The organism is Deinococcus aetherius (assembly GCF_025997855.1).
GTDB classification, from domain to species: domain Bacteria; phylum Deinococcota; class Deinococci; order Deinococcales; family Deinococcaceae; genus Deinococcus; species Deinococcus aetherius.
Map to the genome: position 1 here is coordinate 2127659 of NZ_AP026560.1, position 14752 is coordinate 2142410.

Annotated in this window: 17 protein-coding genes; 10 read left to right on the top strand and 7 right to left on the bottom strand. The window is 71.3% G+C overall.

Annotated features, from left to right (window positions below; all coding sequences use genetic code 11):
- Positions 1–139 precede the first annotated feature (139 nt).
- The 4 genes from DAETH_RS10675 to infC all read right to left on the bottom strand — a co-directional run bounded on the left by DAETH_RS10675 (position 140) and on the right by infC (position 2196).
- Positions 140–637: a GNAT family N-acetyltransferase gene (locus tag DAETH_RS10675; protein ID WP_264774880.1), complete on the bottom strand. Its 498-nt coding sequence runs from the start codon at positions 635–637 to the stop codon at positions 140–142.
- A 107-nt stretch (positions 638–744) separates the two neighbouring features.
- The gene (locus DAETH_RS10680; RefSeq protein WP_264774881.1) at positions 745–1065 is read right to left on the bottom strand and encodes a DUF805 domain-containing protein; all 321 of its coding nucleotides are present in this window, start codon (positions 1063–1065) and stop codon (positions 745–747) included.
- 153 nt (positions 1066–1218) lie between these two features.
- Entirely contained in the window at positions 1219–1464 is a 246-nt protein-coding gene (locus DAETH_RS10685; protein WP_264774882.1) for a glutaredoxin family protein, read from the bottom strand.
- A 156-nt stretch (positions 1465–1620) separates the two neighbouring features.
- Positions 1621–2196, bottom strand: coding sequence for a translation initiation factor IF-3 (gene infC, locus DAETH_RS10690; protein ID WP_264774883.1), 576 nt, complete (start codon positions 2194–2196; stop codon positions 1621–1623).
- Between the two features lie 261 nt (positions 2197–2457).
- On the opposite strand from infC, the gene DAETH_RS10695 reads away from it, so the two are divergent.
- The 6 genes from DAETH_RS10695 (at position 2458) to DAETH_RS10720 (ending at position 6434) form a co-directional block, all read left to right on the top strand.
- Positions 2458–3135 (top strand): NUDIX hydrolase, encoded by a 678-nt coding sequence (locus DAETH_RS10695; RefSeq protein WP_264774884.1) that lies wholly within the window; start codon positions 2458–2460, stop codon positions 3133–3135.
- 89 nt (positions 3136–3224) lie between these two features.
- Positions 3225–3515, top strand: a complete 291-nt coding sequence (locus tag DAETH_RS10700) for a YbaB/EbfC family nucleoid-associated protein (protein ID WP_264774885.1) — start codon at positions 3225–3227, stop codon at positions 3513–3515.
- A gap of 46 nt (positions 3516–3561) precedes the next feature.
- Entirely contained in the window at positions 3562–4224 is a 663-nt protein-coding gene (gene recR / locus DAETH_RS10705; RefSeq protein ID WP_264774886.1) for a recombination mediator RecR, read from the top strand.
- A 76-nt stretch (positions 4225–4300) separates the two neighbouring features.
- Complete coding sequence (locus DAETH_RS10710) at positions 4301–4939, top strand: GNAT family N-acetyltransferase (RefSeq protein ID WP_264774887.1); 639 nt, start codon at positions 4301–4303, stop codon at positions 4937–4939.
- Between the two features lie 45 nt (positions 4940–4984).
- Positions 4985–5467, top strand: coding sequence for a hypothetical protein (locus DAETH_RS10715; RefSeq protein WP_264774888.1), 483 nt, complete (start codon positions 4985–4987; stop codon positions 5465–5467).
- 373 nt (positions 5468–5840) lie between these two features.
- Complete coding sequence (locus DAETH_RS10720; protein ID WP_264774889.1) at positions 5841–6434, top strand: TetR/AcrR family transcriptional regulator; 594 nt, start codon at positions 5841–5843, stop codon at positions 6432–6434.
- Here the strand turns inward: DAETH_RS10720 and DAETH_RS10725 are convergent.
- On the bottom strand, positions 6431–7168 hold the full coding sequence (locus tag DAETH_RS10725) for a helical backbone metal receptor (RefSeq protein ID WP_264774890.1): 738 nt from the start codon (positions 7166–7168) through the stop codon (positions 6431–6433). The two genes, DAETH_RS10720 and DAETH_RS10725, sit on opposite strands and share 4 nt — an antisense overlap.
- 151 nt (positions 7169–7319) lie before the next feature.
- Between DAETH_RS10725 and DAETH_RS10730 the strand changes: the two genes are divergently transcribed.
- The 4 genes from DAETH_RS10730 to DAETH_RS10745 all read left to right on the top strand — a co-directional run bounded on the left by DAETH_RS10730 (position 7320) and on the right by DAETH_RS10745 (position 12243).
- Positions 7320–8225, top strand: coding sequence for a c-type cytochrome (locus DAETH_RS10730; protein ID WP_264774891.1), 906 nt, complete (start codon positions 7320–7322; stop codon positions 8223–8225).
- Between the two features lie 52 nt (positions 8226–8277).
- On the top strand, positions 8278–9123 hold the full coding sequence (locus DAETH_RS10735; protein WP_264774892.1) for a group III truncated hemoglobin: 846 nt from the start codon (positions 8278–8280) through the stop codon (positions 9121–9123).
- 5 nt (positions 9124–9128) lie between these two features.
- Positions 9129–10742 (top strand): S49 family peptidase, encoded by a 1614-nt coding sequence (locus tag DAETH_RS10740; protein WP_264774893.1) that lies wholly within the window; start codon positions 9129–9131, stop codon positions 10740–10742.
- A gap of 256 nt (positions 10743–10998) precedes the next feature.
- The gene (locus DAETH_RS10745) at positions 10999–12243 is read left to right on the top strand and encodes an MFS transporter (RefSeq protein WP_264774894.1); all 1245 of its coding nucleotides are present in this window, start codon (positions 10999–11001) and stop codon (positions 12241–12243) included.
- A gap of 2 nt (positions 12244–12245) precedes the next feature.
- Here DAETH_RS10745 and DAETH_RS10750 read toward each other — a convergent pair whose 3' ends face one another.
- Positions 12246–14039 (bottom strand): M3 family oligoendopeptidase, encoded by a 1794-nt coding sequence (locus DAETH_RS10750; protein ID WP_264774895.1) that lies wholly within the window; start codon positions 14037–14039, stop codon positions 12246–12248.
- A gap of 23 nt (positions 14040–14062) precedes the next feature.
- Positions 14063–14728, bottom strand: coding sequence for a phosphate signaling complex PhoU family protein (locus tag DAETH_RS10755; protein ID WP_264774896.1), 666 nt, complete (start codon positions 14726–14728; stop codon positions 14063–14065).
- Positions 14729–14752 lie beyond the last annotated feature (24 nt).

Below are 14752 nucleotides of genomic sequence, written 5' to 3' on the forward strand. Positions count from 1 at the left end.
AGTTCGCGTGACCAGACTGGGCAGGTGGGGCATTCGCCTTGCACCCACGCCGACGCTCACCAGACCGGAGTGAGGGGGCAGGGCGCACATGAGGGCAGGATAGCGGGCGGGACGGACAGGCGGCAACCCGCCGACACGCTTACGAGCCGCGCAGGGGATGAGGGGTGCGCGTGTCTGGGGCTCCGAGGTCGATCTCGAAGAAACGGTAGCCCTCCTGCCCGGCCTCTGCCGCCCGGTAGCCCATCCGCTCGTAGGCAGGCGTGGCGCTGTGCTCGTTCGCATACCAGAAGACGTAGCGCAGGGGCCGGGCGCGGGCCCAATCCTCCACCGCGCACATGAGGGTCCGGGCTACACCCTGCCTTCGAGCATCCGGAACTGTGTAGAGGTCGTCCAGCTTGGCAGTGCGGCCGGAATTCCCTGAGCGGAGGTGGGGGCCGTAATCGTGGACGGCGGCGTGCCCGAGGAGCCTGCCCGCCTCGTCCTCAGCCACCAGCAAGGCGAAGTCCTCCCTCTGGCAGAAGGAGGGAAAGCGGGCGGCCAGTGCCGTTTCGTCCTCCACGAAGCCCATGTCGAGCAGCATGGGGCGCAGGGCGGGAAAGTCGGCGGGCGTGGCGGGGCGGACGAGGAGCGGGGCCATGCGGCAGTCTCCCGCACTCCCGCACGGCACAGGACTTGCAGGGCTGCAAAGCAAAGAAAGCAAAGAAAAAGCCCAGCCGAAGCCGAGCCGCCGTTCGTCGCCGCCTCTTACCAGGCCGCGTTGCCCGCCGCGCTCCCCACGCCCTTGGGGTTCGGCCCCCACTTGTTGGTCCCGGGCTGGCTGTCCATGACCGCGAAGATCAGGAGGACGATGCCGCCGACAAGCGGCACGAAGGCGATCAGATACCACCACCCGCTGCGCCCGGTGTCGTGCAAGCGGCGGATATTGACCGCCAGCGTGGGAAGGAACGTGGCGAGGCCGTACACGGCGGACAGGATCAGGCTGACCAGGGGAAGGCCGGACAGGGACTCTCCGGCGGCCATCTGGGCGGTGCCCGTGGTGTAGTAGGGCAGCTGGAGGACCACCACGATGAGCCAAAGAGGACGCAGGGAGGCGGGAAAGGGGGTAGCCCTCCCCCACGGACCACCCCTCACGCCAGGGGAAAGGCTCAGGGGAGGCGAGGATACCCAAGGCAAAGGGGCGGCCCCACCTGGGAACCGCCCCTCACCGGGATGCCGAACTCAGAGCCCGGCCGCCGCCAGAAAAGCGTCGAGCTTCTGCGGGCGGAAGCCGCTGAGGCTCTGAGCGACGTCGCCGCTAACGAGGGTGGGCACGCTCCGGCGGCCGCCGTTCACACTCATCACGTATTCGGCCGCCCGCTCGTCCTGCTCGATGTTGATCTCCTCGTAGGCGATGCCCTTGGAGTTCAGGGCGCGCTTGGCGGCGTGGCAGTCGGGGCACCAGCTCGTCGTGTACATCTTGATCATGGGGGACCTCCTGGGTTTGGAATCGGGAAGGGGCTCGAAGCCCGCACCCTTACTTTACAAAATAAACTGAGCTTTTCTGTGAGGTGTACCTGCAACAGGAACGGGGCGCCACAAAAAAGGCCCACCCGGAGGTGGACCAGGGGGCCAACGTGCGGCTCAGGCGTTGATGGCGACGCCGCTCTCATTGGGCTCGGTGGGGCGCCGGGGGACCGCGCTAACCTTGGGGGCCATGATCATGTTCATGTCCATGCCCATCATGCTGGGCATCCCCTCAGGGGCGCCGATGTCGGCCAGGGTCTCGGCGACGCGGTGCAGGATGCGCTCGCCCAGTTCGGGGTGGGTGCGCTCGCGGCCACGGAACATGATGGTGACCTTGACCTTGTGGCCCTCCTCCAGGAAGCGGCGCACGTGCCCGGTCTTGGTGTCGAAGTCGTGGTCGTCGATCTTGACCCGGAACTTGATTGCCTTGACTTCCTGAGCGCGGGCCCGCTTGCGGTTTTCCTTCTCGTTCTGCTGCTGCTCGTAGCGGAACCGGCCATAGTCGAGCAGGCGGCAGACGGGCGGCACGGCCTGGGGACTCACCATCACGAGGTCCAGGCCCTTCTCACGCGCCATGCTGAGGGCGTCGCGCGTGTCGATGATGCCTACCTGCTCACCCTCCGCGCCGATTAACCGAATCTGGCGAACGCGAATCTGCTCGTTGACCTTGTGTTCTTTCGCTATTGTGATCACCTCCGCGCGTCCCCCGCGCGCTGGCGGGCAGACGGCTCACACGCCTTCTGTGGCATGACGGTGCATTTTACCACGCGGCCCGCGCCTTCCGGGAGGGTGCCTCTCACGAAGCGTTGGGCTCGCGTCCATCCGGCAGAGCGCCGCCCCTCCCGGCTCTTCTCCTAATCTTCCCCGGAAGCCCGTGTGGAAGGGCTTCCACGATGGGCCTGGCCTACACTTACTCCTTGACGTTCGGGGAACACGAAGCCTAGAGTTTGTGTCATGGGGACACTCTCGCTTCCGCCGCAGGCCACGCGGGTGGGGCTGGCCGTGGACGTGGCGGCCTTTGCGATGCACGCGGGGGAGTTGCGCGTGCTGCTCGTTCAGCGCGGGGAGCTGCCCCACGCCCGCGACTGGGCGCTGCCCGGCGGCTTCGTGCAGCCGGGAGAAGCCCTGCACGAGGCGGCGCTGCGCGAGCTGCGTACCGAGACGACGGTGGAACTCGAACCCCGGCACCTGGAGCAGTTCTACACCTTCGGGGAGCCCAGCCGCGATCCGCGCGGGCGCATCGTGTCGGTCGCGCACCTTGCGGTGTTGCCGCACGGCACCGTGCGCGTGACGGGCGGCGGGCACACTCTGGGCGCCGACTGGTTCCCGGCCCACCACCCGCCCCGGCTGGCCTTCGACCACGCGGCCATTCTCGACCGGGCGATAGGGCGGCTGCAACTGCGGCTGGAGTACGCCAACCTGGCGCTCGAATTCCTGCCCGACGCCTTTACCCTCCCCGAACTCCAGACGGTGTACGAGGGGGTTCTCGACCGCTCACTCGACAAGCGCAACTTCCGCAAGCGCATCCTGGCCCAGGGCATTCTCGCCGCCAGCGGGGAGCGGCGCAGCGGGGTGGGGCGGCCCGCGCAGCTCTACCGGCGGGCGAAGGGGGCGAGGACGGCGGCGCTGTGAGGCCTGTGGCCCGTCGCCCGTGGAAAAGACCGTCCGGAACTCCACAGCCCACGTTCCCCGTCCCCCGCCCCCGGTAGAATGGGCGGGTTATGGACATGAAGAAGCTCATGAAGCAGATGCAGCAGGCGCAGACTGCCGCTGCCAAGATTCAGGAGAACCTGGCCGCGCAGACGGTGGAGGGCACCGCGAGCGGGCTCGTCACCGTCACGATGAACGGGCACGGCAAGGTGACGGGGTTGAAGATCAAGCCTGAGGCGGTGGACCCGGGCGACGTGGAGGCCCTCGAAGACCTGCTGCTCGTCGCGCTTCAGGACGCGAACGCGAAGGCCGAGGCCTTGCAGCAGGAGGCGACGCGCGGGCTGGGGATTCCCGGGTTCTGATGGGGAGTCGCCAGTTGCCAGTCGCCGGTCGCCAGGGAGGTCGGGCATGAAGTACCCGCCTTCGCTGGTGGCCTTGATCCGGGAACTCTCGCGGCTGCCGGGGATCGGGCCGAAGAGTGCGCAGCGGCTCGCCTTTCACCTGTTCGAACAGCCCAGGGAGGACATCGAGCGGCTGGCGGGGGCGCTGCTCTCGGCCAAGCGGGAGCTGCACACCTGCCCGGTCTGCTTCAACATCACGGACGCGGAACTGTGCGACGTGTGCAGCGACTCCTCGCGCGACCAGGGGACGATCTGCGTGGTCGAGGAGCCCGGAGACGTGATCGCCATCGAGCGCAGCGGCGAGTACCGGGGGCTCTACCACGTGCTGCACGGGGTCCTGAGCCCGATGAACGGGGTGGGGCCGGACCGGCTGCACATCCGCCCCCTGCTGCCGCGTGTGCAGGAGGGCATGGAGGTCATCCTGGCGACGGGCACGACGGTCGAGGGGGACGCGACCGCGCTGTACCTCCAGCGCCTGCTCGAACCGCTGGGTGCGACCGTGAGCCGCATCGCCTACGGCCTGCCGGTGGGCGGCGCCCTGGAGTACGCCGACGAGGTGACGCTGGGCCGGGCGCTGAGCGGGCGCCAGCGGGTGAGCCAGCCGCCCGCCTTCCCCCCGCGCCGGGACGACGAGCCGGACGGGGCCGCGCCCGTTCCCTCGCCACGTTAGGCCGAGAAGGCTCCCCGCGCCCTGCCCCAGGTGGCGGGGCGTTTGCTTTTGGCGGCGGTCGGGCTACGGTGGGGGGGTGACGCACGCGCAGAGTCCCCTTCCCCCCGCCCCGCTCGCCGAGTGGCTGGCCCGCGTGACGCTGACGGGGCGGCATATCTCCCTGGTGCCTCTGGCGGAGGAGCACGCGCCCGACCTGCACGCGGGGGCCGACGAGGACACCTACGCGCTCCTCGCGCGGGGGGGGCCGGAGACGCGCACCCAGGAGGGCTGGGCGGCGTACATCACGCGGCTGAACGCCCTGCCGGGCCGCATCAACTGGGCCGTGCTGCGCGGGGAGCGGGCCGTCGGGCGCATCAGCTACAGCGAGGTCAGGCCCGCCGACCGCTGGGCGGAGATCGGCACCATGCTCGTGCCCGCCGCACAGGGGACCACCGCGAACCCGGAGGCGAAGCTGCTCCTGATGACGCGCGCCTTCGAGCGGCTGGGGGCGAACCGGGTGCACTTCAAGGTGGACGCCCGCAACGCCCGCAGCCTGCGCGCGCTTGCCAAGCTCGGCGCGGTGCGGGAGGGCACCCTGCGGCAATTTCAGGTGCGGCCCGACGGCTACGCCCGCGACAGCGTGATGTTCAGCGTGCTGAGCGGCGAGTGGCCCGGGGTGAAGGCGGGGCTTGAGGCGCGGCTGGACGCCCTCGCGGCTGGCCGACCGACGCGATGAGAGGACGGTCACCGTTGTCAGGCAAGCCCTGATACAGTCACGGGGATGCGTGTCACGATTTCCCCGGTCGCCCGCCACGTCTTCCTCCGCCTCGGCCTGCTGGGGGCGCTGCTCGCCTTTCCCGCGCGGGCCCTGATCGTGCCCTTCACCGGCTGGACGCCCGTGGACGGGAACGCGAACGTCTGGACGGACTCGGCGGGCGCCTGCCTCCTGCGCGAGGAACGGCACGGGCAGGCCTTTCCCACCTTCGACACCCAGGACAAGGCCCTCGCCTTCGCCAAACGCCTTCAGGCCTCGCTGGGCAAGAGCGCGGTGCGCGAGGTGGTGACGCAGCCCGTGGGTCGGGCGGGGGGCTGGGCCGTCCTCGCCGCCTACACCTACGAGGACGGCGGGGTGGCCTACCGCATCAGCCAGCTCTACCTCAGCGATTCGGGCATCCTGCGCACGGTGACGGGCAGCAGCGCCCAGCACGAGGCGAGCGAGTGCGTGAACGCGATGCGGGAATTCCTGCGTTACCTGGCGAACTAGACCTCCCACGAAAGGAAGCACCCAGGAGGGCAGAAAGCAGGCTTTTCTCTCGACCGGGTTCAGGATGTCTGTGACAGAAGTGCGCAGATCGGGTTTGCTGGTGGCCTGACGTTTTCGCGCTGTTGACCCTCTCCCCCGGTGGGACTTGTAAAGCTGCGAAGCGGAAAGGGTGTTGCGAAGCAACGGGTGAGGGAGCGTGTGACCAGCCCGCCCGCTCCCCCAGGGCCAAGGAACGCCTGGCCCCCCGGAGACAGAAAAGCCTGGGCACCTGCCCCTGGCCTGCTGCTCTCTGCCTTCTGCGCCTGTAGCGGGAAGTCCACCGACTGCGCTCCCTGGCGGAGCGGGCGGGCGGGGACTTGCTACCCTCTCCCCTATGGCCCGCAGCGTCAACCCCATTCAGGACCGGGCCCGGCGCGCGGCGCTGGAGAAGGCGGCGTACCTCGCCCTCTACGAGCGGGGCTACGCGGGCGTGACCCTGGGCGACATCGCCGGGCACGCGGGGGTCAGCAAGGGGACACTCGCCTACCACTTCGGGAGCCGGGCCGGGCTGCTCGCGGCGGTCATGCGCAGATTTACCCGCACGATCACCGCCGTCACCCGGCGGGCCCTGCGGCAGGCGGTCACTCCGGAAGCGAAGCTGCGCGCCTACGTCGAGAACCAGTTCTACGGGGTGGAGAACACCCGGCGCTTTTACACGGTGTCCCTCGACTTTCTCGCCGCCGCCACCCGCGACCCGGCCCTCATGAATGTGCAGCGCGACTTCCAGCGCGAGACGCTGGCCCTCGACCTCGAAGTCGCGCGGCTGGGGGGGGAGGAGGGGGCGGCCGAGCGGGCCAGACTCCTGCGCGCCCTCGTCGAGGGCCTGAGCGTGCGCTTCCTCGCCGACCCCGAGCCCGACCTCGCCAGCTACCGGGGCGAGTGCCTGCGGGGCTTACGCGCCCTGCTGGGGTGGGAGAATCAGGGTTAGCTCAGGCGAAGGCCCGCCAGCGCCGCCGCAACCAAACCCGCCCCCTCGATCAAACGGGGACCCGGGCGGCCCAGGCCGCTCTCGGGCACGCAGACGACGGGCACGCCCAGGCCGCGCGCCTCGATCACCTCGGGCCGCAGCCTTCTGGCCCCGCACCACGAGCACACGATCAGGTCGGGGCGGGCGGCCCGGACCTCCTCCAGGGTGAGGGGGGAACTGCGGCCCGGACGGTCGGCGAGGGCGTTCGCGGCCCCCAGCGTCCCCAGCAGGTCGGTGACCCACGAGTCGCGCGTCGCCGCGATGATGGGCCGGGGCCACCACTCGACGAGCACGCGCGGCGGGCGCAGGAAGGGACGGGCGAGGGCACGCAACTCGGTCTCCAGCCGGGCCGCGAGCGCCTCTCCCCTCTCCGGGAGGCCGACCGCCACGCCGATCTCGCGGATGTCGTGCAGGGTGTCGGGGACGCTCACCGGGTCGAGGACCAGGGTGGGCAGGCCCGCCGCGCGCACCCCGACCACCACCCGCTCCATGCCCGGCACGCTCAGGCTCGCCAGCACGAGGTCGGGTCGCGCCGCCCGCACCGCCTCCACGTCGATATTCAGGTCGGGGCCCACGCGCGCGGCACCATCCAGCCCGGGAGCGTCGCTGTGGTGATCCACCGCCACCACCCGGCCCGCCACCCCCAGCGCGGCGAGGATGTCCGAGTTGCTGGCGGTCAGGGAGGCGAGGCGCATGGGGGCAGGGTACCCGTCCCGGCGGATGGTGAACAGGTGACGAGCCGCGCCAGCTTTGCCGTCCGAGACACGTTTTCAGGGGTGCAAAGTCGTATCCGAACTGTACCAGCGCGGCTGGGCGCCCCCTGACCGTGTGGTAGGGTGAGGCGCTATGAAGAACACCTTCGCCGTCACCATGACGCTGCTGCTGGCGCTCACGCTGGGCGGCTCGATTGCCGGGTACCGCATCGCCACGACGCCCCACCACGAGGAGGGGGTCGGGGCCGCCGGGAAGCCCACCGAGGGCGGGGACCCCACCACCGGGAAGGTCGTGAGCGAGGAGGCGCCGTCGCCGCGCGAGGCCGCCACGGGGGCGGCGGGCCCGGCGGGCGCGCAGGGCGACGTGATGCAGGACCAGGCGGGGGGCACCCTGTCGGGCGAGAACGGGGCGGTCGCCGCCGAGGGCAGCGAGTCGAACACCGGCACCCAGACGGGCGAGGCCCAGGAGGGCGACGCGCGGGACGGCGGCGCCGGGGAGGCGCAGGAGGCGAGCCCCGGAGAGGGCGGCGCCGTGTCCCCGGGCGGCAACGCCGAGAGCGGCTCGAGCCCGGGCGTCTCCGAGGATCAGGCCCCGGCCGCCGGAATCAGCCCGGAGGACGGTCAGGGGACGGGTGCCGACGCGCCCTCGCCGACAGCCAACCGGAGCGACGAGACCACCCAGCTCGGACAGACGGGGGCCTCCAACGTCGAGCGCGGCATGGCCGCCGACCCCGCCACGGGCAACGCCAAGGCCGCCGAGGTCGCCAACGCGATCACGGGCAACACCGCCGACGGTCAGGCGAAGTTCGTCTCCACCTGCGGAGGCTGCCACGGCCAGAACGGTCAGGGCGGCATCGGCCCCAGCCTGATCGCGGGGGAAGGCCCCAAGAGCTGGAAGCTGGAGCAGTTCGAGGCCGCCGTGCGCCAGGGCCACGCCCCCGACCGCGACCTCGGCGCCGTCATGCCCCGCTTCACCGAGGAGCAGCTCAGCGACGAGGACGTGCTCAACATCTACACCTACCTCCGTTCGGTGAACTGAGCCCCTTCCCCTCCCCAGGCCCGCCCCCGCAGGCGGGCCTTATCCTTGACGGGTGACACGCGGCCCGCTGCTCACCACCGCTCCCCTGCCCGGGTGGCAGGACGTGGGGGCGGCCACCCCGGACGCCCTTTCCGGGGCGGCGGGGCTCCTCGTGCCCCATGACGGCGAGCCCGTGGCGGACGTGCGGAATCGGCCCGACCGCTGGGGGCTGCTGACCCTGGTGTCGGGGGCCCTGCGGCGGGGCGTGCCGGTCCTGGCCTGGGGCACGGGCGCGGCGCTCGTCGGGCGGGCGCTGGGGGCGCGGGTGAGGGTGGATGCTCCCGGCGACACGGCCCTTCCCCTGGCCTCCGAGTGGGCCGAGCCTCCCCGGGGCGCCGCCGTGGAGCGGTGGCAGGGCGAGGTCCCGCTGCTCTGGCGGGTGGGAGGCGTGACCGCCTGGGCCGGGGTCACGCTGCCGGAGGAGGTGCGGGGCGAGTTTCTGACGGGGCTGAGTCAGGCCGCGCCACGCTCGCCCGGGTCGCCGCTGGAGGAGGTCGGCGGGGAGGAGGTGCTGCGGGCCTTCCTCGCCGATTTCTACACCCGGGCGCGGGCGGACGACCTCCTGGGCCCCGTCTTCGTGGCGCACGTCGGGGACTGGGAGGCCCACCTGGGGCGCGTGACGGCCTTCTGGGTGACGATGCTGGGGGGAGGGGCGGCATGGCACGGCAACCTGAACGGGGTCCACGCGGGGCTGGGTGTCCGTGACCTCCACCTCGAACGCTGGCTGGCCCTCTTCGGGGAGGCGGCGCGGGCGCACCTCACCCCGGGGGCGGCGGCCCTCCTGACCTCGCGGGCGGAGGCGATGGGGGCGCGTTTAGGCGGGCGGCGGAACCCTCCTCATGCCGGGGGCGTACCGTAGGGGGTATGGCTCCCCTGAACATCCCCTTCCTATCCAAGGCCGCCGAGCAGCTTCCCAAGGGGCTGAACCGCCCGACCTGGGTGATCCTCGACCTCAGCGGCCCCTACCCTGCCCGGCAGCCCGCCAACCCCATCCAGGCGCTGCTGAACCGCGAGGAGACGCTGGAGGCGCTGGAGGCGCGCGTCGAGCGGTTGCGCGACGCCGACTGGCTGCACGGGGTCCTCGTGCGCATCTCGGAGTTCACGGCCGCCCCGGCGACGGCGCACGCGGTCCGGGGCATCCTCGGGCGGCTGGCCGAGGACAAGCGGGTGGTCGCCTACCTGCCGCAGCTCACGATGACGGCCCTGATCGCGGCGAGCGGGGCGCGTGAGATCGTGGCCCCCGAGTCGGCGGACGTGATGGTGCCGGGCTTCGCGGTGGAGCCGACCTTCCTGGGGGCCTTCCTCAAGAAGCACGGCATCGAGTTCGAGAACCTGCGCATCCGCGAGTACAAGGCCGCACTCACCCGCTTCTCGCAGGAGGCGATGGACGACGCCAACCGCGAGCAGCTCTCGGCCTTCCTCGCCGGGCTGGAGACGGCCTGGGCGCGCGACCTCGCCGCCGCGCGGGGGGTGAGCGAGGACACGGCCCGCGCCTGGCTGACGGGCGACCTCACGAGCGCCCACGCCGCGCTGGAGGCGGGCCTGATCACGAAAGTCGCCTACGAGGACGAACTCGTGGGCCCCGGCACCCGGCCGCTGGCGGCGGTGCTCGACCTCCTGCTGCCGTCGGGTCGCGGGGGGGCGAAGGGCGGGCGGGTGGCCGTCGTTCCCGTGGTCGGCACCATCGTCACCGGCAAGAGCCGCAACAACTCGCTGCCCCTGCCGCTCCTGGGCGGGCCGATGGCGGGGTCGGACACCGTGGTCGCGGCCCTCAAGCGGGCGAAGAAGGACGACAAGACGAAGGCCATCGTCCTGTACGTGGACAGCGGGGGCGGCTCGGCGCTCGCTTCGGACCTGATCTGGCGGGAGGTCGCCACCTCGGAAAAGCCCGTCGTCGCGGTGATGGGTGAGTACGCGGCGAGCGGCGGGTACTACGTCCTCACGCACGCGAAACGGGTGATCGCCAGCCCGTACACGCTGACGGGCAGCATCGGCGTGGTGAGCGGCAAGCCCGTCCTTCGCGAGTTCAACGCCCGCCAGGGCTTCCGACCCGAGCCCGTGGGCCGCGAGCGCGCCCTGATGTCCAGTTCCTCGCGCCCCTACAGCGAGGACGAGCGTGCCCTCGTCGAGCGCGGCATCGGCGAGGTCTACGACCGCTTCGTGAGCCGGGTGGCCGAGGGGCGCAACCTCACCCCGCAGCGGGTGAACGAACTCGGCCGGGGCCGCATCTGGAGCGGCCTGGACGCCCTGAACCTCGGCCTGGTGGACGAGCTGGGGGACCTCCGCACCGGCATCGAGCGGGCGCGGGAACTCGCGGGCCTCTCCGAGGACGCCCCCGCCTGGAACGTCACCCCCGCCAAGACGGGCCCCTTCCCCGAGTTCGTCCGCGAGGCCGCCCGCGCGGTGAGCGTGGAGGTGTGGCCCTTCGGGCGCGAGCGGGTGCTGACGTGGCTCGACACGGAGGTCAAGGTCAGGTAGGCAGGAAACCCGGGGGAGGCGGACGCCGAGCAGCACGTCCGCCTCCTTCTTTTTCGGGACAGAACCCCGAACCGGAATGTCGGGACCGAGAACGGTACTCCCAAACTTGACACTTCCAGGCTCAAGTAGCTTGCGTGAGGGTTTGGGGAGATGTATGCTCCCCGAAAGTCCAAATTCGTGACGATGGAGTGGTCGTCACCTGTTCCCCTTCCACGGTGGGAGGGGCGGCGTTGTCCTTTGGACTGGAAAGAGGCCCATGTTTTCCTCCTCCCGCCCCGCCGCCCTTCCCCCGGCCTTCCACGCCATCTGGGCCGCGCACACCGTCTCCCAGTTCGGCAGTCAGGTCACCCTGCTGGCCCTTCCCCTGACGGCCCTCCTGGTCCTGGGGGCCAACCCGTTCCAGATGGGGCTGCTCACCGCGCTCGGGAGCCTGCCCAACCTGCTTTTCAGTCTCCCGGCGGGCGTGTGGGTGGACCGGTGGAACAAGAAGCGCACCATGATCGGCACCGACCTCGCGCGGGCGGCCCTGCTGCTGCCGGTTCCGCTGCTGGCGCACTTTTCCCTGCTGCGTCTGGAACCCCTGCTGCTGATCGCGTTTCTGGTCGGCGCGGCGAGCGTCTTCTTCGACCTGGCCTCCGCCGCCACCGTCCCCGTCCTCCTCGGACGTGATCACCTGATCGGGGGCAACGCCCGCCTGGAGGCGAGCCGCTCCACCGCCAGCGTCACCGGACCGTCGCTCGGGGGGGTGCTGGTCCAGGCTCTCGGCGCCCCGCTCGCCCTGCTGCTCGACGCCCTTTCCTTCGTCGCCTCCGCCCTCCTGCTCACCCGCATTCCCACCGGGAGCACTTCAGCGAACTCGGCGGCGAGGCCGAGGATGTGGGCCGAGGTCCGGGTGGGCCTCCGGGCCCTGCTGGAGCGTCCCCTCCTGGGCGCCCTCGTCCGCAGCGTGGGGCTGTGGAACTTCTTCGTGGGGGTGGGGTCGGCGGTCCACCTGCTCTTCCTGACCCGGAACCTCGGCCTCGGCCCGGCACAGGTGGGAGCCGTGCTGACGGCCGAGGGAGTGGGGATGTTGTGCGGCACGGCGCTGGTCGGTCCACTCCAGAGACGTTTCCCGCTGGGCACTGTCCTGATGGCCTCCGGCGCCCTGGCCGTCCTCTGCGCGTTCGGGGTGGTGGGCGTCTCGCTCCTGCCACCTCCGTGGCGCTTCCCCGCCCTCCTCGTGAACGACTTCCTGAGCGGGCTGGGCTACATGGTCTTCGCCATCCTGACGAGCAGTTGTCGCCAGGCCGCCACCCCGGCCGCCTTGCAGGGGCGCGTCGCCGCGACGTTCCGCTTCGTGATCCTGGGGGGCCTTCCCCTGGGCGCCCTGCTGGGGGGTGTGATCGCCCAGGGGTTCTCGCCGTCGGCGGCCCTGCTGACCACGGCGGCCGGGATGCTCCTGGCCTGGGCCCTGCTTTTCGCCACGTCCATCCCGGGGTTGCGCCAACTTCCCGAGGCGTGACCTCAGCCCCCGGTCACCCGCTCGTACTCCGCGATCTGCCCCCGGATCACGTCCAGGCTCCCCTCCCAGAAGTCGGGCGCGTGGAGGTCGATGCCGAAGCGGGCGGCGAGGGTGCGGGCGTCCGCGAGGCCGGTACTGGCAAGCAGATCGTCGTAGCGGGCCTGGAAGCTGGCTTCCTCACCGCGTTCCCGGGCCCGCACGTACTGGGCGTACAGGCCGAGGCCGAAGAGCAGGCCGAAGGTGTACGGGTAGTTGTAGTAGGCGAGGCTGTAGTAGTGCGGCTTGACCGCCCACATGTAGGGGTGGAGGGTCGCCAGGGCGTCCCCGTACGTCTCCCCCTGCGCCCAGGTCATCAGGTCGCACAGCTCCCCCGGGGTGAGGTCGCGCTCCATCCGTTTCTCGAAGACCGCCCGCTCGAAGAGGAAGCGCGAGTGGATGTCCACCACGACCTGCGCGTGGCCGAGAAGCTGGGTTTCGAGGACGTACCGCCGCTCCTCCCCGGTCGCCCGCTCCAGCGCGGCGTTCTGGACGATGGTCTCGCAGAAGATGCTCGCCGTCTCCGCGAGGGTCATGGGCGTCTCACGTTGCAGGGGCGTGTGGACGGATTTGAGCAGGTTGTGGTAGCCGTGCCCGAGTTCGTGGGCGAGGGTGCTCACGCTGTCGAGGCTGGGGGAGTGGTTCATCAGGATGCGGCTCGCGTCCCCCTCCCAGGCCATGCAGAAGGCCCCGCCGCGCTTGCCCTCTCGCGGCCCGGCGTCAATCCAGTCCTCCCGGAAGGCGCGGGCCGCGAAGTTCCCAAGCCGGTCCGAGTACGAGCGGAACTGCGCCTCCACGAAGCGCGTCCCCGCCCCGTACGTCCACTCGGTTTCACTGCGGCCCACCGGCGCGAAGAGGTCCCACCAGTCGAGCCGCGCCTTGCCCAGCGCGCGGGCCTTGGCGGCAAAGTAGCGGCGGAAGTCGGGGAAACTCCGCACCACGGCTCCCTGCATCGCCTCCAGCGTCTCACGGTCGATGCCGTGGGCGAGCAGGCTGGGAGAGACGCTGTCCGGGAAGCCCCGGCGGGCCGCGAGGGTGCCCTCCTCCCCCTTCACCCCGTTCATCGCGGCGGCGAGGACGACCTCGGCGTTCTTCCAGACCACGAGTTCGGCGTCGAAGGCGTCGCGGCGCACCCCTTCGTCGGGCTCGGTGGCGAGGGCGCGCAGGGCGGTGACGGGCAGCCGCTCGCCCCGGTACTCCCCGGTCAGCTGACTCGTCACGTTGCCGTGGAGCTTGGCCCAGCCCCCTGCCCCGCTGGGCCACAGCCGGGCGGCGAGGTCTTCCTCCTCAGGGGTCATCTGATGGCGCGCACGTTCGACGGCGCGGCGGATCAGGTGCTCGTGGGCGCGGGCCACGCCCGACCCGGCGAGAAGCGCTTCCACGTCCTGCTCGCCCAGCCAGGCAGTGAGGCGCGAGCGCAGGGGACCCAGCGGCAGCCCCAGGGTGGTGACCTCACCCGTCCGCTGCTGGGCCAGGGCGTCCCGGCTGTCCGTCCGCCCGTAGGCCGAGGTGAAGGCGGAAACCCGGCGCAGGAGGGCCGAAACGTCGTTCAATCCATCCAGCACCCGCGCCACCGTCCCGGGGGTCGCCACGGACCCACCCTTGCGGACACCCAGGCTGTCGAAGGTGGCCTCCAGCGCCGCGATCCGGGCGCGCAGTTCCGCGAGGTCGGCGCTCAGGCGGGGGTCGTCCAGGCCCGCGTACAGGTCGTCCGTGCGCCAGCGGGGCAGATCGTCTGCCCGGGGTTGCAGGGTGGTCATGGGGGCAGTCTACGCGCCGGGGCTTACCCGGCCTGCAAGTCGTGGACCGGGGCCCCGCCGCGCACCACCAGCACCTCCAGCCGCTCGGCCACGTTGACGAGGTGGTCGCCCAGCCGCTCCAGGCTGCGGGCCATGCGCCCCGCCGTCAGGGCGACCTCTACGTCGTCGGGTCGCTCCAGCAGCCGGGTCACGCTCGCCCGGGTCATCTGCTCGTACAGGGCGTCCACCTCCTCGGCGTCGAGGCGCATCACCTCGCGGGCGGCCTCCACGTCGCGCTCGGCGAAGGCGTAGGCGAGGCGCTCGACCATCCCGACGAGCAGGTTGACGAGGGGCAGCACGTCCTGAAGGGTGGCGCTGCGGGTGCGGGGGGCGAGCAGTTCGAGGTCACGCGCCACCCGCAGGGCGTAGTCCCCGACGCGCTCCAGGTTGGTCAGGCTGCGAAAGACCATCAGGTGAAAGGCGAGCTCCGCCGAGGTGAGCGGCCCGGCGAAGGCGGCGAGGCAGGCGTCCTCGATCTCGCGCTCCAGCAGGTCCGTCTCGCGCTCCAGCTCTCCCGCCCTGGCGCTGAGCCCAGCGTACTCCGCCCGACCGGAGGCGTCCCGCACGGCGTCGAGTTCCTCCAGCGCGATGCTCAGCATCCGCAGGAACCGCCCCGTCAGGTGCGCCGTGCTCGCCTCGCCGTTCGTCATCCCCGGGAGTATGGTAGCGGGTTG